Raw genomic sequence first — 25,258 nt, forward strand, 5'->3', positions numbered from 1 at the left:
ATCGTATTGATCATATGTACTTGTTAGTTGACTCTAACTTTTCCAGATGGTAGAATGATTCTATGACGATAGAAAAGAGTAGAAAGGAAGTCATATATATGACCTTAGACCAACTGAAAAAAGGTGAAAAAGCCAGGATTCTATCCGTGGGAGGAAGCGGTTCCCTGCGGCAGCATTTCCTCGACATGGGGCTGATTCCGGGCAAGGCCATTACATACATAAAAGCAGCGCCTATGGGCGATCCAATCGAGTATCGGATTTGGGGCTATGAGCTCACTTTAAGACTTTCCGATGCAAAGGAAATTCAGGTTGAACCGGCGGTCGATGGAGAAGAGGACGGAGGCAATGCGCTGGTCCTTGACAAAGTTGAGCACCCGGGACTGGGGGAAATGGGAAAATACCATACTTCGCCTAAGGGTGTAGCGCTTTCAGAAAGCGAAATCCTGACCTTCGGACTTGCAGGAAATCAGAACTGCGGCAAGACGACTCTGTTCAATAGACTGACCGGCTCCAACCAGCACGTGGGAAATTTTCCTGGTGTGACGGTTGATCGAAAGGACGGGCAAATTGGTAAGATGAGCAACACGCTGGTAACAGATCTCCCGGGCATTTACTCCATGTCTCCCTACACCAGCGAAGAAATTGTGACCAGAGAATTTTTCTTAAACGATAAGCCAAAGGGAATTATCAACATTGTAGACGCGACTAATATTGAGCGAAATATGTATTTAACCCTGCAGCTGATTGAGCTGGATATTCCGATGGTTTTGGCGCTGAACATGATGGATGAAGTGCATGCTAACGGCGGTACCATCAAGATTAACGAGTTGGAAGCAGCGCTGGGTATTCCGGTGATTCCGATTTCTGCTTCAAGAAACGAAGGCATCGAAGAACTCATCGACCATGCGCTCCACGTGGCAAAATTTCAGGAATGCCCGGGCAGAATGGATTTCTGCGATGCTGAGGGTGAAGACGGAGGTGCGCTCCACAGGTGCTTGCACTCTATCATGCACCTCATTGAAGACCATGCAAAGGCAAAGGGGATTCCTATTCGCTTTGCAGCCGGCAAACTGGTTGAAGGTGACGGACTGATTCTGGAAAAGCTGGAACTGGATCAGAATGAACAGGAACTTTTAGAGCATATTATTTTGCAGCTGGAGAAAGAAAGCGGCATAGACAGAAACGCAGCCCTTGCTAATATGCGATTTACATTTATTGATAAAGTCTGTAAGGCAACCGTAGTGAAGCCAAGAGAGAGCCGTGAACATATGCGCAGTCAGTCTATAGACAGACTGCTTACCGGAAAGTTCACAGCGATTCCCAGCTTTATCGGTATTATGGCTCTGATTTTTTGGCTGACCTTCGGCGTAATCGGCGCATGGCTTTCTGATTTGATGGAATCAGGAATCGGCTGGCTGACTGACTTGGCGGATCAGGCTTTAACGGCTGCTGATATTAACCCGGTCATTCATTCTCTGGTGATTGACGGCGCTTTTGCAGGCGTGGGAAGTGTGCTCAGTTTCTTGCCGACTATCGTAACGTTGTTTTTCTTCCTGTCCTTTTTGGAGGATAGCGGATATATGGCACGTGTCGCCTTTGTTATGGACAAAATTCTGCGAAAGCTGGGGTTGTCCGGGCGAAGCTTTGTACCGATGATTATCGGATTTGGCTGTACGGTACCTGCCATCATGGCGACCCGAACCTTGCCTTCTGAGCGGGACCGCAAAATGACCATCATGCTGACGCCATTTATGAGCTGCTCTGCAAAGCTGCCTATTTATGGACTTTTGACGGCAGCCTTTTTTCCGAAACACGGGGCGGTGGTTATGACATTGATGTACTTTACTGGCATTATCGTGGCAGTGCTCTATGCGCTGATTTTGGGAAATACCAAGTTTAAAGGCGAGCCAGTGCCTTTTGTGATGGAACTGCCCAACTATCGTTTTCCGGGACTGAAAAGCGTAGGAAGACTGATTTGGGACAAAGCGAAGGACTTCATAACAAGGGCTTTTACGGTGATTTTTGTGGCTACGCTGATTATTTGGTTCCTGCAGACTTTTGACAGTCATCTCAACGTGGTCAGCAGTTCTCATGACAGCTTGCTTGCCATGGTCGGCGGCTTTATTGCGCCGATTTTTGCGCCGCTGGGCTTTGGAGACTGGAGAGTTTCTACAGCGCTGATTACAGGATTTACGGCGAAGGAAAGTGTAGTCAGCACCATGACGGTGCTTCTTGGCAGCGGCGTGGATGGGCTTACGACTATGTTTACTCCGCTGACTGCGGTAGTATTTCTGGTATTTACGCTGCTTTATACGCCGTGTGTTGCGGCAATCGGTGCTGTGCGCAAGGAACTGGGCGGCAAATGGGCATTTGCTATCGTAGTACTGCAGTGTATGGTGGCATGGATTGTCGCCTTTGCTGTCAATGTGGTTGGCGGTTTGTTAATAGGATAGGACGTGAAAGGAGAATCTTTGATGATGAAAAAGAAGATTGGCGCAGATTTTTTTGCGGAGTTTACGAATCTATGTGGGTTTGAGAGAAAAGAAACGGAAATTTTGTATACTAAATCAAAGACGGTCAGAAACGGATACGAGACGGATTTGTGGCTTTTGGACACGGAGACGGAGGAGTCCCGCAAGGTGCTTGATGATGTGAAGTTTGACCTGTACCGCTGGGATGGCGAGGAGATTATCTTTACGGCGCTCCTTGCTGAAGAGGATATTGCCCTTGCGGACAAAGGCGTACCGCTGACCTGCTTTTACCGTCTGAATCCTGCAACCGGCAGGCGTACCTTGCTTATGAAAGTTTACAAAAATATATTGGATTTTCACAAGATTGAAGAGAATCGATATGTGCTGCTTTGCGACGATTCTCTTCACGAAGATGCCTATCTGAAAAAAGCTGGCGGCGATGTGCAGCGTTTTGCGGAGATAAAAGCAGAGGAATCGGACTACTTTATCGCAGAGGAAGTGCCGTTTTGGTACAACGGCGTGGGTTATTGCGATGGTGCAAGGGGCAGGATGTTTTTGTGGGAGAATGGCGAGCTGACGCAGATTTCACCGGACAGTCTTTCTGTAACGGGTATGAAAGGATGGCGCAGTCAATATGTGGTTTACTTCGGCATGGCTTCCGGCGGCGTGCAGAATACCACGGGCAGGCTGTATCGCTATGATATACAGAGCAAAGCAGTGACGGCGCTGGATGAGTCGGACACTTATGTGTACACGTATGTGGATACTCTATCCGATGATGAAATTTTCGTCTGCCGAAACGATCGAAAGCTTCACGGGGAGTATCAGGACGAATATATTGATTTGCTGAATTTGAGGGATGGAAGCTATCTGCGAAAAAATTCGCTGGGCGATTATCACATTTATGACAGCGTGGTCTGTGACGTTATTTACAAAAGCGGTTATCTGAACAAGCTGACCAGGGTCAGCGGCGGAACTTACTTTATCGCTTTGGATAAGGAGTCCTCCAGACTCTTCTACTGGGCGGACGAGGAGGAACTTCCTGTTGCGGTGATAAAGGAAAAGGGCAAGCTTTTGGACTACGAAATCGTAGGCGAGAAAATCTACACGATTGCCGTACGAGGTCTTGGAGGCACGGAACTTTATGTACAGGATCTTTCGGACAAAGCCTGCGGCAAAGCCCGTCTCTTATCCTCTGAAAATACCCATTTGGAGGAAGAATACGCCTATGCGTCTGTGGAATGTTTGCCTTACGTCAACAGCGAAGGTGTGCAGCTGCAGGGCTGGTATCTGAAACCGGCAGGATTTGAGGAAGGAAAGAAGTATCCGACGGTGCTGTTTATTCACGGCGGTCCGCAGGTGGCTTACGGAGAAGTATTTAACCTGGACATGCAGTATTTTGCAGCGCTGGGATACGGTGTAATTTATTGCAATCCTACTGGTTCTGAGGGACGCGGCGGTGACTTTGGCGATATTCGTATGCGCTACGGCACCATCGACTATGAGGATTTGGTGGGCTTTGCCCGTTATGCGGCAAAGAGCTTACCTTGGGTGGATGAAACTCGTCTCGGTGTAACCGGCGGCTCCTACGGAGGGATTATGACCAACTGGATTATCGGTCATACTGATCTGTTTAAGGCGGCGATTTCCGACAGGAGTTCAGCCAACAATATCAGTGATTTTGGTATGTCGGATATCGGTGTATCCTTTGCGCTGGATACTTATGAGACGACGCCATGGGGTAATTTGGATTTTTTGTGGGATTCATCTCCTCTGAAATATGCGCCGAATATTAAGACGCCAACCCTTTGGATTCACGGCATGGATGACTACAGATGCACCGTCGATAATGCGCTGCAAATGCACGCAGCTTTGACTTATTTCGGAGTTCCCTCCAAGGTAGTCGGATTTAAGGGTGAGCATCACGGTATGAGCAGAACCGGAAAGCCGAAGCACAGGGTGCGCAGGCTGGAAGAGATGAGAGACTGGTTTGATAAGTATTTAAAATAAAATGCTGGTGGCAGCGGCGCACCCGGGCAGATGGGAGGACATCTGCCCGGGTGCGTTTTTTTGTGGGAATATTGAATTGGATATTTCCAATTATTGACTTTTTAGGGAAAACGTGTTGCGTGATTGTGAGAGTTGGGATATAATGGAATCATAGTAAAAAAATTACAAATCAAAAGAAAGGAGGAAGGATATGACAGAAAATAAGTGGAAGTCAGCAGCAGAACCCAAGAGAACCTATCAGGACAGCATTTTTCGCATGCTGTTTTCAGATAAAGAAAACGCCATTGAACTTTTTAATGCACTGGAAGGAACCGACTACGGTCCCGATACTGAGATTCGTTTTTTGACCCTGGATGATGTTATCTACCATGGAATTAAAAACGACCTGAGCTATGAAATTGCAGTTGCATATCTAGTGTTTGGAGAACAGCAGAGCACTATATCTGCGAATATTCCCCTGCGCATGCTTCGATATCTGGCTAATAATATCGCAATATTGCTGGACAGCAGAGAACTTTTTAAGCAAGGGCAGGTGAAAATTCCGACGCCGCAGTTTTTTGTTATCTACACGGGAAACGAGCCATGGGACGTGGACGAACTGAGATTATCATCCAGCTTCATGGGAGAACCTAAAGAAAATTCCATAGAATTAGTAGTAAAAGTCATCAAAGTGGTGTACAATGAGGGAGAAGAAGAGGAAGCGAGACAAAACCCTGTCCTGCAGCGAAGTGCAAAGCTGAGAGAATATGGAATTCTTGTCCGATATGTGAAAGAAGGTCTTGCAGAAGGAAAGGACAGAAAAGAAGCAGTAGATGCTGCCATAGAGCGCTGCCTCAAAGAAAACATCTTGGCGGATTTTTTGAGAACCCATAGTGCGGAGGTGGAGAAGATGGCATGGCGGAGCATAACCATGGAAGAATTCATAGAAATCAGAGCAGAGGAAGCGGCGGAGATAGCAGCAGCTAAAGCCGCAGCTGAGGCCGCGGAGAAAGCGACTAAAGAGACTACAGAGCGAGTGACAAAAGAAGTCACCAAAAGTGTTACCGAAGAGGTCACGAAAGAAGTCACGAAAGAAGTCACCAGAAGTGTCACCGAAGAGGTCACTGAAGAAGTCACAAAGGAAGTCACAAAGGAAGCAATTCGAATCTTAATCGCAGATAATTTGGAAGAGGGCAAGAGCAAAGAGCAAATTATAGAGAAGCTGAAGCGGTATTATGCCTTAACTGAAGAAGAATCTGCTGCACACATCGACGAGATAGGAACTGCCTAGTAGAGCAAGGAGAAAAGAATCAGAGCGGGAAGACCTGTTTTCTGGTTCTTTTTTGTTTGCTCGCCATGGTCGGGCTCTAATGGGTGAAATGCCGGGATTTTTCGCTCTTTGGGTCAGCGCCCTCTTTAAGCAGTTAATCTAATAGAAAAAGAATCGAGATATGCCCATAATTTGCCCTCGTGCCACTTTTGGACTTGATTTCTGTATACATGGCGCGGACCTATGAGAAAGTGCCATGTAGAAAAGCTTTTTTAGAAAAAATGGCGGCGGCAGAACAGAATACAGACAGATAGTCGGAAAAACTTTAGCGTCCTACAGTAAAATATCAAAAAAGTGGGTATCAGGCAGCAGGTGCGCGCCGGTTTTTTAGAAAATGAGTCCCAATATGGCGTTTGACGGATGGCTGGCGCCATGTATACAAAAAAACGCTTAGAAGATGGCGGTTTTCATGGGGTGAACGCCGGATATCCAAAAAAATCTTGAGATTATGGCGCGCCGGTTTCTCTGCAGCACAGGCTATTACATATCAATCATATTAAATCAGATTGAACTGCATCCCGGCATTTGATCTGGATTTTTTTACTCCAATGTGAGATGACCTCTTTGATTTTGTCTTGCACTATTGCCTTATATTTACATTAAAATGGTGCGGATTTTTTTATTCTATCGATAAAACTCCTTTTTTCGCAAAAAAAATTGTCGAAATTTCAAAAAGTACCCTGAGAGTTCCTTTTCAAAATGGCAAAAAAGAGATACACTAGAGGAACCGCTATTTAGCGAGAAACAAAAGAAAGCGAGAAGGAGAGTTGACAGAAAAAGAACTTTCAGAAAGAAGAGCAGTACTTTGTGAGAAATATGACAAGATACTGGGATTAACTTATCACTTTGGTGTGGCAGACAGCGACAGAGATGATGTTGTGCAGGAAGTGTTTGTTGCAGCTTATTTACATTTGCATCAGCTGCGGGACATAGAAAGCATGGATTCTTGGTTGTATAAAATTGCCATGAGAAAAGCGGGACGAATCGGGAGGAAAAGTAAAAGGCGAGAAGACAAAGAGCTTTTGTACGAGTCCTGTGAGCAGGAGCTTGACAGGCTTAGCGCAGAAGAATATGCGGCAAAGATAGACTTCAGCGATGAAGACATCTTTGAAATGGTAAATAGTCTGAAGCCGCCAGCGCCGGAAATAATCAGACTCCGCTATGTATCGGAATTGAGCATGGTGGAGATAGCAAAGCTTTTAAAGATGAATTACAATACGGTGAAACGATAGAACGCAGAGCGAAAAAAGAACTGGAGAAAATGATAAGTGAGGGAAAGCATGAAACGAGAAGAGAGAGAAAACATGAAGAAGAACGAGCAGAAGTTTATGGAGGAGATAGGCGCGGCACTGAAGAGACACGAGAAGAAGACAAAACTAGACGCAGAGGTGTTGGAAGGCTGGGTCACAGCTGCCAAGGAAAGGAGTAGAGCTAGAAGGAGAAAGTATATGACTGCGATATCCTGTGTTGTGATTGTTTGCGCAGGTACTTTTAGTGCGATGAACTTGCTGGTGCCGGACGCTGCAATTGCTGGGAAAAATGGTCCGGTTACAATGGAGGAGGGAAACAATACCATTGTGAAAGACGGTCGAGGCGAACCAGGAGAAAATGCAGGTGAGGAAAGCATCATCGTCGATGACTGGAAGAAGGTTGATAGTGTGAAAAAGAAATACCCGCAGCTTTTGATACCGCAGTATGTTCCGGAAGGGTATGAATTTTCAAAGTTGACTGTAGAGGCAAATGAACTGTTTAATACATATACGTATATATTTGTACAGAATGAGGAAAGATTCCAATTAACACAAACTGTAGGAACTGAGTTGGAAATTATCAAAGATTATGATAGAGCTTTTAAAACTGATGAAGGTGTGGAGGTTAGATTTAAAGATGATATAGAAGCTAGCATACATTTTATTATCGGGAAGGATTTATGTACTTTGATAGGAAGCTTTTCTGATGAAGAATATGGTAGGATTGTGGACGCTTTAGAGAGATGATAATTACTATCTCTAAAACGGATCGGAATAGCTAGTGTTGGAGTATTGAATACCGTCATATTTATCAACACTAACACATTTTAATCTATAGACAACCCCTTTTTTTACAGTCCACTCATCATAAGTCATTACACTAGATTTATTAGAGCCGGTGTATTTGATAGTATTGCCGGTAATATCGGTAGCAGTTACCCAACTGCTGCCGGATTTTTTTTGTAAAGTGATAGTGACAGTGTAGCTTTTAGCTGTGGAAGAAAAATGTACAACAGCGCCAGCAGTTGCTTTCGTATCGCTAACTCTTTTAGTGGTAAATCCAACCACGCCAGTACTATATGTCGAACCTGTATCCGCAAAGGCAAAAACAGAAGTCATTCCCAGGGTTAAAGCGAGCATGAGAAACATGCAGATGAATTTTTTTTTCATGGTTATCCTTTCGTTTGATGAGAGTAAGTTTTCGCAAGGCAAGTATATCTTGCATTGTTTTCCTTGTCAACTTCGAAGTTTGTCTATAATTAGAAAATTCTGTCGAATGCGCCTTTTTTATAATACATGTGGGCGGTAAGCGCATGAAAAAACTGATTCTCTGAAAGGTGATTTATCAGTGCAATGGCTTAACCTAAAACGGACTTTTTTAGAAAAAGTGTATAAGGGGAACTGGTGATTCTTAACCGAGAAATAAAAAATGCTAAAAAAATGTATAACTGCATCTGAAAAAATTTGCTTAATGGTTGTTCTTGCAGATATTTACCCCTATTGTTTTGTTGATGTTTTGCATTTTGCGTGAGTTTTTTATGAATTCGCCTAAAATCTTGCATAAAATGCAAGATTCGCAGAGTCTCAGGAGAAGTCTCTTATACACTTTTTTTCAATAATCGCAATTTAGGTTAAGTGTCCTTCTCAATCGGATTTTCATGCCTTTAACACGGGAGCTTCACACAAAAAAGGTTTACAATTGTTTCAAATATAGTATAATAAAGTGTACCCATGTAAACACTCAGACTTTCGGGTAGAAGAGGGGAATCTATGAGAAGAACAAGACTTGCGGCTTTGACGGCGGGATTGGTTTGTGCCGTTTTTTTTATGACAAGCTGCAGCACATATCAAAATTTTAAAGAAGCTTTTTTTGAAAAAGAAGGACAGGTTGCCGACACGATAAGAATCGGCGTTTTGGAGCCGCAGACGGGAAATGACAGTCCAATGGGCGACTTGGAAATACAGGGAATCGAATTGGCGCACAATCTGGTGCCTGAGATAGCAGGAAAGAAAGTCGAACTGATTTATGCTGATACACAGAGCAACATTTATGCGGCAGAAACCGCAGTAGATGCTTTGATAGAGAAGCAGCCGGCTATAGTGCTCGGAAGCTATGGGGATGCAGTATCGCTGATTGCAAGCCAGAAACTTGGCGAGAAGCAAATTCCGGCAATTGCAGTTACGGCGACTAATCCGCTGATTACTGCCAATAATTCGTACTATTTCAGAGTATCATTTACAGATGCCAGTCAAGGCAGAGCCTTGGCGGAGTATGTGTTTAGCGCACTTCAGTTAAAACAGGCGGCAGTCGTGAAGGTGCGCGATGAGGATACCTCCACAGAGATGGTGAGCCAGTTTTCTGCCAGACTTGAAAAGCTGACAGACGAAGAAGACTGTATTATAGAAAGCATAGAACTTCCGCAGGACGTAAAAACTTGCGAAAAGTTCGCAGAGCGACTGAAAGTTTCAGGAGCACAGGCGATTTTTATGCCGGTATCTCTGTCTTATGCAGAAAAAATGTTTGACGCAGCAGATAAAGCGGGTATTAATGCAGTAACCTTTATCGGACCAAAGGATTGGCACAGTGACGACTTGATTAAACTGCAGCAGAAATATCCGCAGATTACCATAGCTGTTGCTGCAGATTTTACAGCAGAGACGGCAGACGGTGCAGAAGTCGAAACTGTGACGGGCTCACTTTATGAGGAGTTTCTTGCCGCATACAAAAAAGCCTATGGCAAGGATGAGGCGCCTGAGGCCGTAGCGCTGGGATTTGATGCATATATGCTTGCAGTACAGGCTATTGAGCAGGCCGGCGATGTAAGCGGCACCAAAGTGAAAGATGCACTTTTGATGACGGAAAATTTTGGAGGGGCTTCGGGAGACATTTCTTTTAATGAAAGTGGAGAACCTAAGAAGGCAATCAATATTGATGTGATACAGGAAGACAGATTTGTCTCAATTTATACCGTAAAATAGTCTAGTTAAACAATTAAATTTAATATAAAGGAGATTTTTTAAATGGAACAGAAGATTAAAGATGCGCTGAATACAATCAGACCAATTCTGCAGAGAGACGGCGGAGATATTGAATTCGTAGAACTGACTGCAGACAACATTGTAAAAGTAAGACTGCAGGGACACTGCGCTGGCTGCCCTGGTGCAAGAATGACTTTAAAAGGAATCGTAGAAAAGGTTCTGAAGGAAAGCTATCCAGAAATTGCCGGAGTGGAAGCAGTAGACTAATGGATTATATCAAAAATATAGACCTAAACAAGGACTTGCAGATTGAAACGCTGCAAGACCTTGTGTCTATCAAAAGTGTCGTTTCAGATCCTGTGACTACCAGAGAGGGAGAACTTTTTCCCTTTGGGGAAGGTGTACAGGATGCTTTTGCGTGTTTTTTAAAAAAAGCGAAAGAACTGGGCTTTGAAACCCAAAATATAGATAACTATGGCGGGCACGTGGACTTCGGTCAGGGGACGGAAACCGTTGGAATTCTGGGACATCTGGATGTGGTGCCCGAAGGAGAGGGCTGGAGTTTTGCGCCTTATAGCGCAGCGGTATCGGACGGATACATTTATGGACGGGGAACCCTAGATGACAAGGGACCTATGGTGGCAGCCCTTTATGCCATGAAGGCGCTGAAAGATGCGGGCTATGAGCCGGCAAAGAAAGTGCGGCTGATTGTAGGGCTGGATGAAGAAACCGAATGGAAAGGCATGGAATACTATTTTGCTCGTCAGCCTATGCCGGATTACGGATTTACACCGGATGCGGATTTTCCTGCGCTCAACGGCGAAAAGGGCATGATGGTCTTTGAGATTGCCAGAAAGCTTCCTAAGCAGTCCGGCGGTTTGACTTTGCGCAGCTTAAGCGGAGGCAGTGCAACCAACATGGTGGCAGAAAAAGCCAGAGCGGTGGTAAACAGTGACAGTTCTGAAACTTACAGCCAGATTAAAGAACTGGCTGCGTCTTTCCGCACAGAAAGAGGATTTAAGATCAATACCAAGGGTGTTGGAAAGTCCTTAGAAATCACCGTGGAAGGCAAGTCTGCTCACGGGGCATATCCGCAGGCAGGCGTGAATGCTATTTCCGTCATGATGGAATTTTTAGGAAATCTGAATTTTTCCAGCGATGAACTTAATGTATTTTTTGATTTTTATCGGAGATACATCGGTTTTGATGTCAACGGTAAGAACCTTGGCTGCGGATTTGAAGATGCGCAGTCGGGCAAGCTGACATTGAATGTGGGTCTTGTGCACTATGACAAAGGCTCTATCACTTTAAATATCAATGTAAGATATCCGGTCACAGTAACAGAAGAGCAGGTCTACGAAGGAATTTTGCCAACACTGAATGAATACGACATGGGGCTGATTAAAGTTTCTGGAAAACCGTCTGTCTATATGGCGCCGGACAGTCCGATGATAAAGACTTTAGTGGGCATTTATCAGAAGCATACCGGCGATACAGAAAGCAAGCCTATCGTCATCGGCGGCGGTACTTATGCCAAAGCGGCAAAGAACATCATTGCTTTCGGCGGAATTTTTCCGGGGGATGAAGACCGCATGCACCAGAAAGACGAACGTATTTCCATAGATCGATTTATGACTATGACAAAGATTTATGCGGAGGCGATTTATCAGCTGACGCAGGAAGATTTTACATTTACGGAGGAAGAATGAAGAATAAATTAACGACGGCACAGCTTGCGAAGCTTGCCATGATGGTGGTATTATCTTGTGTTCTGGTACTTTTAATCAGAATCCCATTTCCGCCAGCACCGTTTTTGGAGTATGACCCAGCCGATATTCCAATTTATATCACAACCTTTGCCTTTGGACCAATTGCAGGTCTTTTGGTAACTTTAATTGTCAGTCTGATTCAGGCTTTTATGCTGGGCGGCTCCGGCGTGTATGGATTTCTCATGCACATGCTGGCTACGGGACTTTTTGTCATCGTTGCAGGCTGTCTGTACAGGCACAAAAAAACCAAGAAAGAGGCTGTAATTGCACTGGTAGCAGGTGTTTTAGTAACGGTAGCTGCTATGGTAGTGTTTAATTATTTTGTGACGCCGGCGTTTATGGGCGTGCCGACAAAGGTGGTTGTGGGTATGTTAATTCCTGTCATTATTCCTTTTAATATTTTAAAGGCGGGGCTTAATGCAATCGTCACCTTCCTTGTATATAAGCGGATTTCAGGATTTTTGCACAAAGCGTAAAGCCTTTGAGGAAATTATGAGAGAAATTATTATCAGAAACGAAGCGGATACGAAGGCTTTTGGCTATGAACTTGCGAAGAGCCTAAAACCGGGCACTGTCATTGCGCTGATTGGCAATCTGGGCACGGGAAAGACGACGTTAACCAAATACATAGCAGAAGGGCTTGGGGTGAGAGAAATGCTCACAAGCCCTACTTTTACAATTGTCAAAGAGTATTACTCCGGCAGAATGCCCTTGTATCATTTTGACGTGTACCGCCTTGAAAGCGCCGCGCAGCTGTTTGATATCGGCGCAGAGGAATACTTTTATGGACAGGGGGTATCCATTTTGGAATGGGCGGATCAGGTAGCAGAGATTTTACCTGATGAGACCTTGTGTATTTTCATCGAGTATGGCGAAAACGAAGGAGAGCGGATTTATCAATGTACATTTTAGCAATCGAGACCACAGGTCCAAAGGGCTCAGCGGCCCTTATAGATGAAAGGGGAGAAGTTTTCTGCAAAATTTCTGCGGAAGAAATGAACCATCTGAAGGATTTAATGCCGATGGCGCAGGCGCTCCTTGCTGAAAAGGGTGCTGCAAAATCAGATCTTGCGGCAGTTGCCGCTTCGGTTGGACCGGGTTCTTTTACGGGCATCCGAATCGGCGTGGCTTCGGCGCGGGCTATTTGCCAGGCTCTTTCCATTCCGGCTGTCTCGGTGCCGACTTTGGATTCTTTCAAGACAAAGTGTGACGGAAGTGCTGCTGTCATGGTTCTTTTCAATGCACGAAGAGGCCAGGTATATGGCGGCATTTATGATGAAAATGGCGCAGATATTTTAAAGAGCGGACCCTATATGCTGACGGATTGTTTTGAGGCGCTGGACCGATATTTAGAGGCGCAGCGCAGTGAACTTCCTTGCGGTATGCCGCAGGCGATGAGCGTAAAAGTTTACGGCGACGGCATTGACGCTTATGAGAAGGAGCTTGCTGCTTTTGCGGCGGATATGGCGAAAAAGTATGGCGCAGTGCAAGTTGCATTTGCCGACAAAGAAGAAAGATATCAGCTGGCGTCCATGACGGCACTTTGCGCACTGGAAAAGTTTAAGGCGGGGGAGATACTGCCTTTTGCCCAGCTTCTGCCTGAATATATGCGGGCGACAGAAGCAGAACAGAAGCTGAAGGACGGAACTCTGGAGAAAGAGCGTGCGGCGAAGATGGCGCGCTTTAAGGCGAGGTAAGAGATGGCGGAGCTGATTTTGAGAAAAGGTGTGCCCGCAGATTTGGATCAGATGGAGCTTTTGGAGCAGCAGTGTTTTGCGGTTCCCTGGTCCAGAGAGTCTCTTGCTTACGAGCTTTCGGAAAATCCTCTGTCGCTTTATATCGTAGCGGAGGTGGACAGCAGAGTTGTCGGTTATGTAGGCGTATGGTCTATCGTGGATGAGGGGCACATAACCAATGTCGCCGTGTCACCGGACTTTCGCAGAAAACATATCGGCATGGCGCTGATAGGAACTATGATTGATGTGACAGGCAAACAGGGTGTTAAGGCGCACACCTTGGAAGTGAGGGCAAGCAATGCGCCTGCCATCGGGCTATATAAGAAATTTGGCTTTGCGGAGGAGGGACTTCGCAAAGGCTATTATGAGGATAACGGAGAAGACGCCATCATTATGTGGCGCAGATAAACCCTTGTATATTTCCTCCCGGAGACGGTAAAAATACCGGTAACTAGGTAATAAGGAGGAAAACAGCATGGAACAGAATTTACCTTATGATGACATTGACAGATATGGGGATTTGATGGAAATCTGCACCCATTGTAACAGATTTGAACGCAGATACGACTTTGACACGTTTACCATGGCGGACTACCAGTCCTGTGAGAACTGCAGGCACCTTGGACACGACGACCGCTGCATGGTAAAGTGATGTTGGAATAGAAATTAGAGGAAGAGTAATGAAAGACGGAACATTTTTGACCATGGGCATTGAGTCCAGCTGTGATGAAACATCGGTGGCAATCTTGGCGGACGGCAGAAAGGTGCTCAGCAATATTATTTCATCACAAATTGATATTCATACGGCTTTCGGTGGTGTGGTGCCTGAGATTGCATCTCGCCATCATCTTGAGAATATCAACGGCGTCATCGACCAGGCGCTGGCTGAGGCGGGCGTCAGCCTTTCTGACATTGACCTGATCGGTGTGACCAACGGTCCTGGGCTTATCGGCGCGCTTCTCATGGGAGTGGCAACAGCCAAAGCGATTGCCTTTGCCAGAGATATTCCGCTGGTGGGGGTCAATCACATGCATGGGCATATCAGTGCTAATTTCATTGCTTATCCAGAGCTTGCACCGCCTTTTATGTGTCTCATCGTGTCGGGCGGACATACCAATATTGTGGAGATGACGGACTATAACTGCTGTACAGTGCTGGGCAGCACCAGAGATGATGCAGTGGGTGAGGCTTATGATAAAGTGGCTAGAGTCATCGGTCTCGGCTATCCAGGTGGTCCGAAAATCGATAAAGTGGCGAAGGAAGGAAATCCGGATGCGATTGCTTTTAAAAGGGTTTTTCTGGAAAAAGGCAGTCTGGATTTCAGTTTCAGCGGTCTGAAGACAGCAGTGCTGAACTATTTGAATACAGAGCGGCAGGCGGGACGGGAGATTTCTGTGCCGGATGTGGCGGCGAGCTTTCAGGCAGCAGTCATTGATGTAATCGTGGCAAAGACTATGGAAGCAGTAAAGGAAAGAAAACAGGATAAACTAGTGCTGGCAGGGGGTGTTGCGGCAAATTCTAAGCTGCGGCAGGATTTACAGAAGGCTTGTGAAAACGCAGGGGTGAGTCTGTACATTCCCCAGCCGATTTTGTGCACTGACAATGCAGCAATGATTGCCTGCGCTGCATACTATAAATACAAGGCGTTCGGGGCTTGCGACCTGTATATGGATGCGGATCCGAGCATGGCAATTTAACTGGCGATAGGAGAGTAATGACATGATTGTTTTATCAGCAAAAGATATTACGAAGACCTATGGCGTGGATACTATTTTGGAAGGGGTTTCCTTCCACATCAATGAAGGAGACAGAGTGGGTATTGTGGGCGCTAACGGCGCTGGCAAGACTACCCTTTTGAATATTTTATCGGGGGAGCTTTCTGCTGACGGCGGACAGTTTTTTCTCTCCCAAAGCGCAACTATAGGTTATTTGAAACAAAAAAATAATTTCGACGCGGAGTCTACAGTGCTGGAGGAAGTGCAGAAGATTTTTAAGCCCATCGAGGAGATGGAACAGGAACTGACGGAGCTTTCCGTGAAAATCAGCGAGATGGGGGCGTCCGCCGGCTGCGTGATGAACCAGTATGCAAAGCTGCAGGATGCTTTTGCGAATGAAGGCGGCTATGCCTACAAGAGTGAGATGTACGGCATTCTCAACAGTATGGCATTTGGACCGGAGTACTACGACAAAAAAATCAGCACTCTTTCCGGTGGTGAGAGAACCCGCCTTGCTTTGGCGTGTCTGCTTCTTGAAAAACCGGACATTTTGTTTTTGGATGAGCCGACCAACCATTTGGATATCGGTACTTTAAAGTGGCTGGAACAGTATCTGAAGGGATATAAGGGGACTATTGTCATGGTTTCCCACGACCGGTATTTTCTGGACCAGATGACCAACCGAATCTTTGAGGTGTCTCACCATAAGCTTAGGTGCTACGACGGCAACTACTCTGCCTTTGCGGAGAAAAAAAGAGCCCTGCGGGAAGCGGAGATGCGTGCATATAATAAGCAGCAGACCGAAATTCGCAGGCAGGAGGATATGATTCGCAGGTTTAAAGAGCGAGGCACGGAAAAGCTTGCTAAGCGTGCGGCTTCCAGAGAAAAGCGGCTGGAACATTTGGAGCGGCTGGAGCGTCCGGAAGCGGAGCAGGGTAAGATGAAGATTCGTTTCCGTCAGGAGTATCAGAGCGGAAACGATGTGCTCTATGGTGAAAATCTGGCAAAGTCTTTTGGCTTTGGTGCCAGCAGAAAAGACCTGTTTGCCAACGTGAATTTTGATATCAAGCGGGGCGAGCGAATTTGCATCGTGGGCCCTAACGGCGTGGGAAAGACTACACTTCTTAGGATTCTGATGGAAGAGCTTTCTCCCAGTGACGGATACCTGAAAATCGGTCATAACGTAGCATTTGGCTACTACGACCAGGGGCAGCTTTTGCTCAATGACAGCGCTACAGTCATGGACGAAGTGCATGATTCCTATCGCCTGTATAAAGATGCGGAAATCCGCTCTATTTTAGGAAGGTTTTTATTTAAAAACGACCAGGTCTTTTTACAGGTGGGTTCTCTTTCCGGCGGAGAAAAAGCGCGTCTGGCGCTTTTGAAACTGATGATGAGCGGCGCTAACGTACTGATTCTGGATGAACCGACGAACCATCTTGATATCGATTCTAAGGAGGTCTTCGAAGAGGCGCTTTTGGATTACCCTGGCACGATTATCGTTGTATCTCATGACCGATACTTCCTTAACAAAATTCCGACTAGAATTTTAGAACTGGAAAAGACCGGACTAACAGAGTACCTAGGTACATATGATTATTACGTGGAAAAAAAGGCGTCCCTGGAAAGCGGGAAAAAGTATCTCAAAGAAATGGGTCACAGGGAGGCACAGCCGGTTTTAAGCAAGGAAGAGGATCAAAAGCTGAGTGCTGCCGAAGAACGGGCACTAAAGAAAAAGCAGGAGGCGGAGGAACGCCGCATTGCTAGAGAAAAGGAACGGCTTGAGGTATTGATTGCAAAGCTGGAGAATGCGATTTCAGAAAATGAGCTGAAAATGTGTGATGAAGCGAATCTGACAAATCATCAGTATTTGGCAGAATTAACGGAGGAGAACGAGAAATATCAGGCTGAGCTTGCGGATGCATACGAAAAATGGATGGAATTGGAGTAAAAAACTAAGAAATTCCAAAATTTTTCTTGCATTACATAGGGCAGTCTACTATAATAAATTCTGTAATTATGTAACGACAAATGGAGGTTGGTTATGACTTTTGATAAAATTAGATCTATTATTATGGATCAGCTGGATGTAGAAGAATCTATGGTAACGATGGATACCAATATGATGAAGGATCTCGAGGCTGATTCTCTGGACGCTGTAGAAATTATTATGGCAATCGAAGATGAGTTTGATATCGAGATTGCTGACGAAGATGCAGAGAAGTTCCAGTTAGTAGGCGATTTAGTAAGATATGTTGAAGAAAATTGTGAACAGGAATAACTATGGAAAACCCGTCAGCCTATGGCGGGCTTTTTTGTAATAACATAAGAAAACTGCTATGATTTGAGAGAGGGTGATTAGTCAAATGAAAAATGCAAAGATTTCCAACGCAGTCATCAAGAGACTGCCAAGATACAGACGTTATCTCATTGAACTTAAGAAAAAGGGTGTAGAAAAGATTTCCTCCAAAGAATTCAGCAATCTGATTGGTTATACAGCATCTCAGATTCGTCAGGACTTAAATAACTTTGGCGGTTTTGGACAGCAGGGCTACGGCTATAGCGTAGAAGGGCTTTATGACGAAATCAGCGCAATTTTAGGCCTGGATAAAGAGTACCGCATGGTTATCATGGGGGCGGGCAATCTGGGACAGGCAATTGCAAAATATACCCATTTTCATAAGCAGGGATTTAAAGTATACGGTGTTTTTGAGATCAATCCAACACTGATAGGAAAAGACCTTGACGGAATGGAAATTATGGACTACGAAAATATTGTAGAATTTGTTGAAGAGGAAGAAATTGATATTGGAATCATCTGTGTCAGCAGAGAAAATGCGCAGGAGGTGGCGGACAAGCTTTCTTTCGCCGGTGTAAAGGGGATTTGGAATTTTGCGCCGACAGATATTGAAGTACCAAAGCATGTGGCGCTGGAAAATGTACATCTTTCTGACAGCCTTCACTCTTTAGCATATCACATGAACGACATTCAGAAAAAGAAAACAGCGCTAAAGGAGAAAGAAAGAGAAGAGTAAGGCGGCTGTTTCATGGCAAAAGAAAATAAGGCTGTCCCTTTTGGGTACAGCCTTATCAGTTTGGTTAGTTTTCGATTAACCTTCTACCGGAGCATCTACCGGGCAAGCACCAGCGCAAGCGCCGCAATCGATGCATTTGTCTGCGTCGATTACATATGTACCTTCGCCTTCGGAGATAGCTTCTACAGGACATTCTGCAGCACATGCGCCACAGCTGATGCAAGCATCTGTAATTTTATAAGCCATGATATTATCCTCCTTATAAGACATTTTTTAAATCAGTACCATTATAACAGAAGGGCAAGTAATAGTAAAGATGAAAGTTTATACTTTGACGGGGAAAAGTGGAACAGGAAAATCCTATCAGGCGATTCATCTGTGTAAGGCGAGAAATATTGAAAGTATCATTGATGATGGGCTTTTTATTTATAAAAATCGCGTGGAGGCGGGGATTTCTGCAAAGCGCCAAAAAACTATGGTAGGCGCCATTAAGACGGCGTTGTTTACTCTGGACGAACATGCGCAGACGGTGGCAGACCGGATTCGGGAGATGGAGCCGAAATCCATCTTAATTATTGGAACCAGCGACAAAATGACGGACAAGATTGTAGCAAGGCTGGGTCTGCCTGCTGTCAGTCAACGAATTTATATTGAAGATATTACTACAGAAGAGGAAAGGGAGACGGCAAACAGGCAGAGGAATATGCTTGGAAAACACGTCATTCCGGCACCGACTCTGCAGCTGAAACGTGATTTTGCCGGATATTTTCTGGATCCTCTTCGGATTTTGCGCGGAATCGGCGGGAAAATTCAGGAACCGGAAAAGACAGTGGTGAGACCGACGTTCAGCTATATGGGAGAATTTTTTATTTCCGACTCGGTAATGAAGGATATTGCAGACTGTGTAGCAGGTGAGTCAGAAGGGATTTCAAGAGTTTTAAAGATTTATGAAAATACGGCGCCGGATAATTTGATTATTGATATTGCTGTAGCGGCATCGGCGCAGGCGCTGATATGGGAAAGCGCCATAGAGTTTCAGCAGAAACTGGCTGAGACGGTGGAGTACATGACGGCATTTAACGTGGTTAAGGTCAATGTAGAAGTCAGATGGATCGAGTAGAATATGGAACAGAGAATATATACAATAGAAGACGTTGAAGATTTTTTCCCTGTGCATGTCTTTGAATGCGGGCAGTGCTTTCGGTGGCAGCGGCAGGAGGACGGCTCTTATACTGGTGTTGCCGGAGGGAGAATTGCAAATATTGCCTTTGAGCCATATGAAGGGGAAGCGGAAGGCGGCAGCGGCAGACTGCAGATAAGCAACTGTACGGAAGCAGATTTTGAAAATTTCTGGAGTCAATATCTGGATTTAGACAGAGACTATGGGAAACTCAAACGAAAGCTTTGTCGTGGTGATAAAGTCATGAGAAAGGCAGTCAAATTTGGCTGGGGAATCCGAATTCTGAATCAGGATTTGTGGGAAACTATTGTTTCTTTTATTATTTCACAGAACAATAACATTCCGCGGATTAAGGGCTGTATAGAGGGGCTTGCGGAGCTGCTTGGAGAGCCGGTCGGTGTCTTTGAGGGAAGGGCATGGTATGATTTGCCAACTCCAGAAAAACTGGCGTTGGTAACGGTGGAAGATTTGGCGCCGGTGAAGCTGGGATATAGAGCGAAATATCTGATTGAAACTGCAAAAATTGTATGTCAGAAAGGAATGCCTGAGAATGTAGAGGATTTGTCAGCTCTTTGCGGAGTAGGACCTAAAGTTGCAAGCTGCATTGCTCTCTTTGGCATGGGGGAGACGGGCAGCTTTCCTATTGATGTCTGGGTGGCAAGGGTGATGAGCGGACTCTATGGAATTGATGAAAAAAATCATGGAGCCATGAAAGCATATGCTGACGAGCACTTTGGAGCCCTTGGAGGGTTTGCACAGCAATACCTGTTCTATTACATCAGAAATTTGAACGCAAGAAAATAGTATAATTATTTTTTGAGAAGGGAGTCGAGAACTGCTGTAAAGCAGTTTTCGGCTTATTTTTGTGGGCTGAATTGTATGAATGTAAAACTAATCAGAAAAATTACATATTTTTTGAATTTACTCTTGACAATCATGGGAGGGGGGTAGTAAAATGCAAATAAAGTAATTACATTAAAAAATGTAGTAAATGGAGTTTATACTATGATTTCAGAAAATACTGTTAATATTCACGAAAAGGACATTTGCCGAATGCTTGACGAATTTTTTCAGCCGGGCCGGTATACCGATTTAGCGCCCAATGGGCTGCTGCTGAGTAATGCGCAGGTAATCGACAAAGTTTATACTGCGACTTTTTCAAGCGAGGAAGTATTAGGAAAACTCCGCCGACAGGGAGCGCATGACTGCCTGCTGTTTACACATCATCCGGGTGCACAGCATCCTGAAAGTGAGCCGCCGGTATATTTTTCAGATAGGGATAAGCACTATATGAAGGAAAACCGCATTAGCCACTATAGCATGCACTTGCCTTTGGATCAGCTAGGACCGTATGCACCGGGTATTGCTTTGGCAGGAGAAATGGAATTGACACCTTACTCAAGTTTTTTTGAAGAGGGCGGCGCTATGATGGGCGTGATTTGTACAGGACCTTTTCAGACTGTACAGCAGGTTCTTGACAAGACAGAATTAGTGGTGGAGCATAAATGCCGCTTGTATCAATATGGCGAAGAAAACTTGCAGGATGGAAAGATCGCGTTAGTTGCTGGCGGCTGTGAGGGAGCGGACATCTATGAAAAACTGAGAAAAGCAGGTGTGCGTCTTTTTGTTACCGGCGTAGGCACAAAGGAAGCCGATTGGTTTGCACCATCTCATGAAGCGGCAAGGCAGCAAGGTGTCAGTATTTTGGCGGCAGGACATTATTCCACAGAAAAATTTGCATTGAAGTCAGTCTGCAGATTCTTTGAAGAGCGGGGGCTAAAAGCAGAGTTTATAGAAGAAACACCTCTGCTGATGGATCTTTAGGGATACACAGTATGAAGGAAAGAGAGAAATGGCTTATGGATATATTGAAAGAAATACAAGATTTGATGCCGGACTTAACCAGAACGCAGAAAAGAATAGCGAAATACATTTTAGATAATCCAGATGCGGTCTGTTTTTTACCACTGAAAAAGCTATCCGACGAAATCGGAGTTACGGAGACTACGATTTTGAATTTTTGCAAGAAGACGAAAGCGGAAACTTTTTCAGGACTGAAGAAGGCAATGCATGGCTACTTGCAGGATAGAATGCGATGGAATAATAAGCTGGAAACCTCTTCTAAACGTTACGCTGCGGACAAGGTAACCCTGACTGGTTTACAGCAAAGCCAATTGCAGTTGATGCAGGCAACGATGGATGGCGTAGATGTCAATGCTCTTTTTGAATTTGTAGATGCCTTGAGTCAGGCAGAGAATATTTATATTTGCGGTCATGCAGCATCGCTGACCATCGCTGGAAGTCTTCAGCATAAACTGCGGGATACGGGTGCGCTGACGCGGCTTGTGAATGTTGCTGACTATGCAGAAGTCTTGGATGCGTTGACCAGATTTGACGAAAATGATGTATTCATACTGATTACACTTCCGTTTTATTCAGCACAGACAGTGGCGATTTCAGATTATTTGAGAAGGGAGAATGCAGTGGTGCTTGCAATGACAGATAAGCTGTCCTCTCCAATCGTACGCAACGCAAGGCACACATTGCTGTGCAGCTCTGACAGTATGATTTTTCATAATTCTATTGCATCTATGGCGGCTATGGCTGACATTATCGCTTCGTTGTATATCTTGCAGAATAAGCAGGTATTTGAAGCCTATAACAGTAAAGTGAAGTTGATTGAAGACTTTTTCAAGACATCAACGATTCCAGCCTTTGACAATGAATACTACTTCAATGACAAAGGAAATGAATAAAATAATTATAACTTGAAGGAGGTTTGTACATGTATCTAATTAAAAATGTAACACTGTATGATCCTATGCTGAGAGGCACTTGCAATCTTTTGATTTCGGGGGAGCAGATTGTAGCTGTAGGCAAGGACTTGCAGCCTGCAATTCCTGGTATTAAGGAGATTGACGGTACGGGTAAAACAGCAGTTCCGGGATTCATTGACCAGCATGTTCACGTGACTGGCGGCGGCGGGGAAGGCGGATTTCAATCGCGTATACCGGAACTTCCGCTGTCATCTATTATCAAAGCAGGGGTTACTACTGTAGTGGGACTGCTGGGAACCGATAGCTTTACGCGCAGCGTGGAAAACTTGCTGGCAAAAACAAAGTCATTAAAGCAAGAGGGAATTAGCGCTTACTGCTTGACAGGGGCTTATATCTATCCGCCTGTAACTGTAACCGGATCGGTAGCAAAGGATATTGTCTATATCGATGAAATTCTAGGATGTAAATTGGCGATATCGGATCACCGGGCATCTCGACCGACAAAGGAAGAGCTGACGCGGCTGACATCGGATATACGTATGGCTTCTTTGGTGTCGGGAAAACCAGGCGTGCTGCACCTTCACGTAGGCGGAATCGGCAGAACGCTGGATGACATTATAGAAATATGCGATGAGCAGCAGATTCCAATCAAACATTTTCGTCCAACGCATATGGACTGTCACACCGAGGCAGCAAAGCGATTTATGGCAATGGGAGGCTGGGCAGATTTTACGACTGAGCCATCTAAAACAGACGAACTCTATGAGGTCGTGCAGGAAATGGGAATCGAAAGACTGACTGTCAGCTCTGATGCCGGAGGAAGTATTCCAGTATGGAATGAGGCAAAGGACGCAGTAGTAGATGTAATGATCGGCGGTATGGAACCGTTGTATGAAATTATTCGAAATTTGGTTGTCGATTTCAAAGTACCGATGGAGGAAGCAATTCAGCTGATTACGAGCAATGTAGCTAAAGCCTTGGAACTTTATCCGAGAAAGGGTTGTTTACATCCGGAGAGTGATGCAGATTTGGTGCTTTTGGATGAGGACTTGCAGATCGATACTGTTATGGCGAAAGGCAGATTGATGATGCAGAATAAAAAGCTTCTGGTTAAAGGAACTTTTGAGCAAATTCCTTTATATAAGGAGGAGGAATAAAACGTGTACAAATATGTCTTGAAACGATTACTGATGATGATACCGGTATTAATCGGTGTATCATTTCTGGTATTTTTCATCCTGGCTGTTTCTCCAGGTGATCCGACTCGTATGATACTGGGACAGCAGGCATCTGAGTCAGCAGTTCAGGCGATGCGAGAAGAGTTAGGGCTGGACCATAATCTGTTTGTGCGTTATTTCGATTATATGACTGACGCACTAAAAGGCGATTTTGGGACTTCTTGGAAGAGCCAGCTGGAAGTATTGCCGCAGGTACTGGGGTACTTTCCCAATACGGTGATTCTATCTATTGCCGGTATTCTTGTAGCGATTCTGATAGGTGTTCCAATTGGCATTTTATCAGCGAAAAAGCAATATACGTGGGTAGATAATATCGCTACTGTATTAGGATTAATCGGTGTAGCTATGCCGAACTTTTGGCTGGGTCTTCTGTTGGTTATGTTTTTCTCACTGAGCTTGGGCTGGCTTCCGGCATCAGGTATGGGAGAAGGGATGGCGCTGCTGCCGAGTTTAATTCTCCCGGCGCTGACTCTTGGGACAGGCTGTGCAGCCAGCATTATGCGTATGACACGTTCCAGCATGCTGGAATCCATGCGGCAGGATTACATAGATACGGCGCGATCTAAAGGTCTGAAGGAAGGATATATTACGAAAAATCATATGTTCAAAAATGCTCTGATTCCAATCGTAACAGTGATTGGACTGCAGTTTGGTATGTTGCTTGGCGGTGCAGCACTGACAGAAACCATCTTCTCGTGGCCGGGACTGGGACGATTCATGGTAGAATCTATCAAAGCCAAGGACATGCCTATGGTATTAGGATCTGCAATGTTCCTGGCGCTGATGTATTCTGTGGTCAATTTGCTGGTGGACATTCTGTACGCATTTGTTGATCCAAGAATTAAAGCACAATACAAGAGCGTGGGAGGAGGAAAAAGACTTGGAAAACGTTTTGCAAAACAATAGCGGCACAGTAAAAGCCAGAACTTTGTGGGCGGATGCCTGGAGACGATTCAAGAAGAACAAGATGGCCGTTATCAGTTTGATTTTTCTTCTATGTCTGGCGTTAATTGGAATTATCACTTTAGTGATTGACTGGGTCACCAACGACTCCATCTACGATACACTGGTAATCAGTCAAAACCTGACGCAGCGGTTTGAACCGCCAAGCAGTTCACATATCCTGGGGCTGGATGAGTTCGGACGAGATATCCTTCTGCGTATTTTATGGGGAACCAGATACTCTTTATTTATGAGTATTGCTGCAGTTCTTGCAGCTGGTATCGTAGGAATTGTTATCGGTGCGGTAGCAGGCTATTATGGAGGACGTGTGGATAATGTAATCATGCGTCTGATGGATGTTGTGCTTTCTCTGCCTTATATGCTGCTGGCAATTGCTATCGTAGCAGCATTGGGACCGGGATTAGTCAACGTATTGATATCTATCGCGATTGGATATGTACCAGAATTTGCCCGCATTACGAGAGCATCTGTAATGACAATTCGAGAAAGAGAATTTATTGAAGCAGCAAAGGCAGTGGGCGCATCGGACAGAAAGATCATCTTCCAGCAAATTTTGCCTAATGCTATGGCGCCATTGATTGTTGAGGTGACTATGGCGATTGCTGGTGCGATTCTGTCTATTGCAGGCTTATCATTCTTAGGGCTAGGCATTCAGCCGCCACTTCCTGAGTGGGGTGCAATGCTTACCAATGCCAGGGGTTATATCAGAGACGCATGGCATATCACAGTATTTCCAGGGCTGGTGATTTTGGTCACAATTTTGGCTTTGAATATCATTGGAGACGGTCTGCGCGACGCATTGGATCCGAAACTGAAGAATTAACGT

26 protein-coding genes are annotated in these 25,258 nt (G+C 45.1%); 24 read left to right on the forward strand and 2 right to left on the reverse strand.

Annotation, left to right across the window (positions count from 1 at the left end):
• Window positions 1-98: 98 nt before the first annotated feature.
• The 5 genes from feoB (at window position 99) to V1225_RS05365 (ending at window position 7,787) form a co-directional block, all read left to right on the forward strand.
• A complete protein-coding gene (gene feoB / locus V1225_RS05345; RefSeq protein ID WP_338547734.1) occupies window positions 99-2,453 on the forward strand; it encodes a ferrous iron transport protein B in 2,355 nt (784 codons plus the stop codon).
• A 21-nt stretch (window positions 2,454-2,474) separates the two neighbouring features.
• Window positions 2,475-4,481 (forward strand): S9 family peptidase, encoded by a 2,007-nt coding sequence (locus tag V1225_RS05350; protein WP_251631824.1) that lies wholly within the window; start codon window positions 2,475-2,477, stop codon window positions 4,479-4,481.
• Window positions 4,482-4,671: 190 nt separating this feature from the next.
• A complete protein-coding gene (locus tag V1225_RS05355) occupies window positions 4,672-5,751 on the forward strand; it encodes a hypothetical protein (protein ID WP_251616326.1) in 1,080 nt (359 codons plus the stop codon).
• 806 nt (window positions 5,752-6,557) lie between these two features.
• Window positions 6,558-7,022 (forward strand): sigma-70 family RNA polymerase sigma factor, encoded by a 465-nt coding sequence (locus V1225_RS05360; RefSeq protein WP_338547735.1) that lies wholly within the window; start codon window positions 6,558-6,560, stop codon window positions 7,020-7,022.
• Between the two features lie 48 nt (window positions 7,023-7,070).
• Window positions 7,071-7,787, forward strand: a complete 717-nt coding sequence (locus V1225_RS05365) for a hypothetical protein (RefSeq protein WP_338547736.1) — start codon at window positions 7,071-7,073, stop codon at window positions 7,785-7,787.
• Between the two features lie 12 nt (window positions 7,788-7,799).
• Here the strand turns inward: V1225_RS05365 and V1225_RS05370 are convergent, their stop codons facing one another.
• Window positions 7,800-8,210 (reverse strand): hypothetical protein, encoded by a 411-nt coding sequence (locus tag V1225_RS05370; protein ID WP_251631815.1) that lies wholly within the window; start codon window positions 8,208-8,210, stop codon window positions 7,800-7,802.
• A 600-nt stretch (window positions 8,211-8,810) separates the two neighbouring features.
• Here V1225_RS05370 and V1225_RS05375 point away from each other — a divergent pair.
• The 12 genes from V1225_RS05375 (at window position 8,811) to V1225_RS05430 (ending at window position 18,274) form a co-directional block, all read left to right on the forward strand.
• Window positions 8,811-10,019, forward strand: coding sequence for an ABC transporter substrate-binding protein (locus V1225_RS05375; protein WP_251631813.1), 1,209 nt, complete (start codon window positions 8,811-8,813; stop codon window positions 10,017-10,019).
• A 42-nt stretch (window positions 10,020-10,061) separates the two neighbouring features.
• Window positions 10,062-10,286 (forward strand): NifU family protein, encoded by a 225-nt coding sequence (locus V1225_RS05380; RefSeq protein WP_160203153.1) that lies wholly within the window; start codon window positions 10,062-10,064, stop codon window positions 10,284-10,286.
• Window positions 10,286-11,728, forward strand: a complete 1,443-nt coding sequence (gene pepV, locus V1225_RS05385; RefSeq protein ID WP_251631811.1) for a dipeptidase PepV — start codon at window positions 10,286-10,288, stop codon at window positions 11,726-11,728. Before V1225_RS05380 ends, pepV begins: the two co-directional genes overlap by 1 nt.
• On the forward strand, window positions 11,725-12,264 hold the full coding sequence (locus V1225_RS05390; protein ID WP_160203155.1) for an ECF transporter S component: 540 nt from the start codon (window positions 11,725-11,727) through the stop codon (window positions 12,262-12,264). Before pepV ends, V1225_RS05390 begins: the two co-directional genes overlap by 4 nt.
• A 16-nt stretch (window positions 12,265-12,280) precedes the next feature.
• A complete protein-coding gene (gene tsaE, locus V1225_RS05395; protein ID WP_160203156.1) occupies window positions 12,281-12,700 on the forward strand; it encodes a tRNA (adenosine(37)-N6)-threonylcarbamoyltransferase complex ATPase subunit type 1 TsaE in 420 nt (139 codons plus the stop codon).
• Window positions 12,688-13,485 carry a tRNA (adenosine(37)-N6)-threonylcarbamoyltransferase complex dimerization subunit type 1 TsaB gene (gene tsaB, locus V1225_RS05400; RefSeq protein WP_338547737.1) on the forward strand — a complete coding sequence of 266 codons (798 nt, stop codon included), beginning with the start codon at window positions 12,688-12,690 and terminating at the stop codon, window positions 13,483-13,485. Before tsaE ends, tsaB begins: the two co-directional genes overlap by 13 nt.
• 3 nt (window positions 13,486-13,488) lie before the next feature.
• Window positions 13,489-13,932, forward strand: coding sequence for a ribosomal protein S18-alanine N-acetyltransferase (rimI, locus tag V1225_RS05405; RefSeq protein ID WP_338547738.1), 444 nt, complete (start codon window positions 13,489-13,491; stop codon window positions 13,930-13,932).
• Window positions 13,933-13,999: 67 nt separating this feature from the next.
• Complete coding sequence (locus V1225_RS05410; protein WP_160203159.1) at window positions 14,000-14,176, forward strand: hypothetical protein; 177 nt, start codon at window positions 14,000-14,002, stop codon at window positions 14,174-14,176.
• 28 nt (window positions 14,177-14,204) lie between these two features.
• Window positions 14,205-15,221, forward strand: a complete 1,017-nt coding sequence (tsaD, locus tag V1225_RS05415; protein WP_338547739.1) for a tRNA (adenosine(37)-N6)-threonylcarbamoyltransferase complex transferase subunit TsaD — start codon at window positions 14,205-14,207, stop codon at window positions 15,219-15,221.
• Between the two features lie 22 nt (window positions 15,222-15,243).
• Window positions 15,244-17,190, forward strand: a complete 1,947-nt coding sequence (locus V1225_RS05420; RefSeq protein WP_338547740.1) for an ABC-F family ATP-binding cassette domain-containing protein — start codon at window positions 15,244-15,246, stop codon at window positions 17,188-17,190.
• Between the two features lie 93 nt (window positions 17,191-17,283).
• Window positions 17,284-17,520 (forward strand): acyl carrier protein, encoded by a 237-nt coding sequence (gene acpP / locus V1225_RS05425; RefSeq protein ID WP_160203162.1) that lies wholly within the window; start codon window positions 17,284-17,286, stop codon window positions 17,518-17,520.
• A gap of 85 nt (window positions 17,521-17,605) precedes the next feature.
• On the forward strand, window positions 17,606-18,274 hold the full coding sequence (locus tag V1225_RS05430) for a redox-sensing transcriptional repressor Rex (protein ID WP_160203163.1): 669 nt from the start codon (window positions 17,606-17,608) through the stop codon (window positions 18,272-18,274).
• Between the two features lie 75 nt (window positions 18,275-18,349).
• Here V1225_RS05430 and V1225_RS05435 read toward each other — a convergent pair whose 3' ends face one another.
• On the reverse strand, window positions 18,350-18,520 hold the full coding sequence (locus V1225_RS05435) for a 4Fe-4S binding protein (RefSeq protein ID WP_160203164.1): 171 nt from the start codon (window positions 18,518-18,520) through the stop codon (window positions 18,350-18,352).
• 70 nt (window positions 18,521-18,590) lie between these two features.
• Here V1225_RS05435 and V1225_RS05440 point away from each other — a divergent pair, with 70 nt between their 5' ends.
• The 7 genes from V1225_RS05440 (at window position 18,591) to V1225_RS05470 (ending at window position 25,255) form a co-directional block, all read left to right on the forward strand.
• Window positions 18,591-19,394 (forward strand): Asp23/Gls24 family envelope stress response protein, encoded by an 804-nt coding sequence (locus tag V1225_RS05440; RefSeq protein WP_160203165.1) that lies wholly within the window; start codon window positions 18,591-18,593, stop codon window positions 19,392-19,394.
• Between the two features lie 3 nt (window positions 19,395-19,397).
• Window positions 19,398-20,258 (forward strand): DNA glycosylase, encoded by an 861-nt coding sequence (locus V1225_RS05445; RefSeq protein ID WP_251616348.1) that lies wholly within the window; start codon window positions 19,398-19,400, stop codon window positions 20,256-20,258.
• 201 nt (window positions 20,259-20,459) lie between these two features.
• Complete coding sequence (locus V1225_RS05450; RefSeq protein ID WP_160203167.1) at window positions 20,460-21,278, forward strand: Nif3-like dinuclear metal center hexameric protein; 819 nt, start codon at window positions 20,460-20,462, stop codon at window positions 21,276-21,278.
• A gap of 35 nt (window positions 21,279-21,313) precedes the next feature.
• Window positions 21,314-22,210, forward strand: a complete 897-nt coding sequence (locus tag V1225_RS05455) for a MurR/RpiR family transcriptional regulator (RefSeq protein WP_160203168.1) — start codon at window positions 21,314-21,316, stop codon at window positions 22,208-22,210.
• A 29-nt stretch (window positions 22,211-22,239) separates the two neighbouring features.
• The gene (gene iadA / locus V1225_RS05460; RefSeq protein WP_160203169.1) at window positions 22,240-23,388 is read left to right on the forward strand and encodes a beta-aspartyl-peptidase; all 1,149 of its coding nucleotides are present in this window, start codon (window positions 22,240-22,242) and stop codon (window positions 23,386-23,388) included.
• A gap of 3 nt (window positions 23,389-23,391) precedes the next feature.
• On the forward strand, window positions 23,392-24,375 hold the full coding sequence (locus V1225_RS05465) for an ABC transporter permease (RefSeq protein ID WP_160203170.1): 984 nt from the start codon (window positions 23,392-23,394) through the stop codon (window positions 24,373-24,375).
• Window positions 24,350-25,255, forward strand: a complete 906-nt coding sequence (locus tag V1225_RS05470) for an ABC transporter permease (protein WP_243151117.1) — start codon at window positions 24,350-24,352, stop codon at window positions 25,253-25,255. Before V1225_RS05465 ends, V1225_RS05470 begins: the two co-directional genes overlap by 26 nt.
• Window positions 25,256-25,258: the final 3 nt, after the last annotated feature.

The organism is Emergencia sp. JLR.KK010, assembly GCF_037018265.1.
GTDB lineage: Bacteria > Bacillota > Clostridia > Peptostreptococcales > Anaerovoracaceae > Senimuribacter > Senimuribacter intestinalis.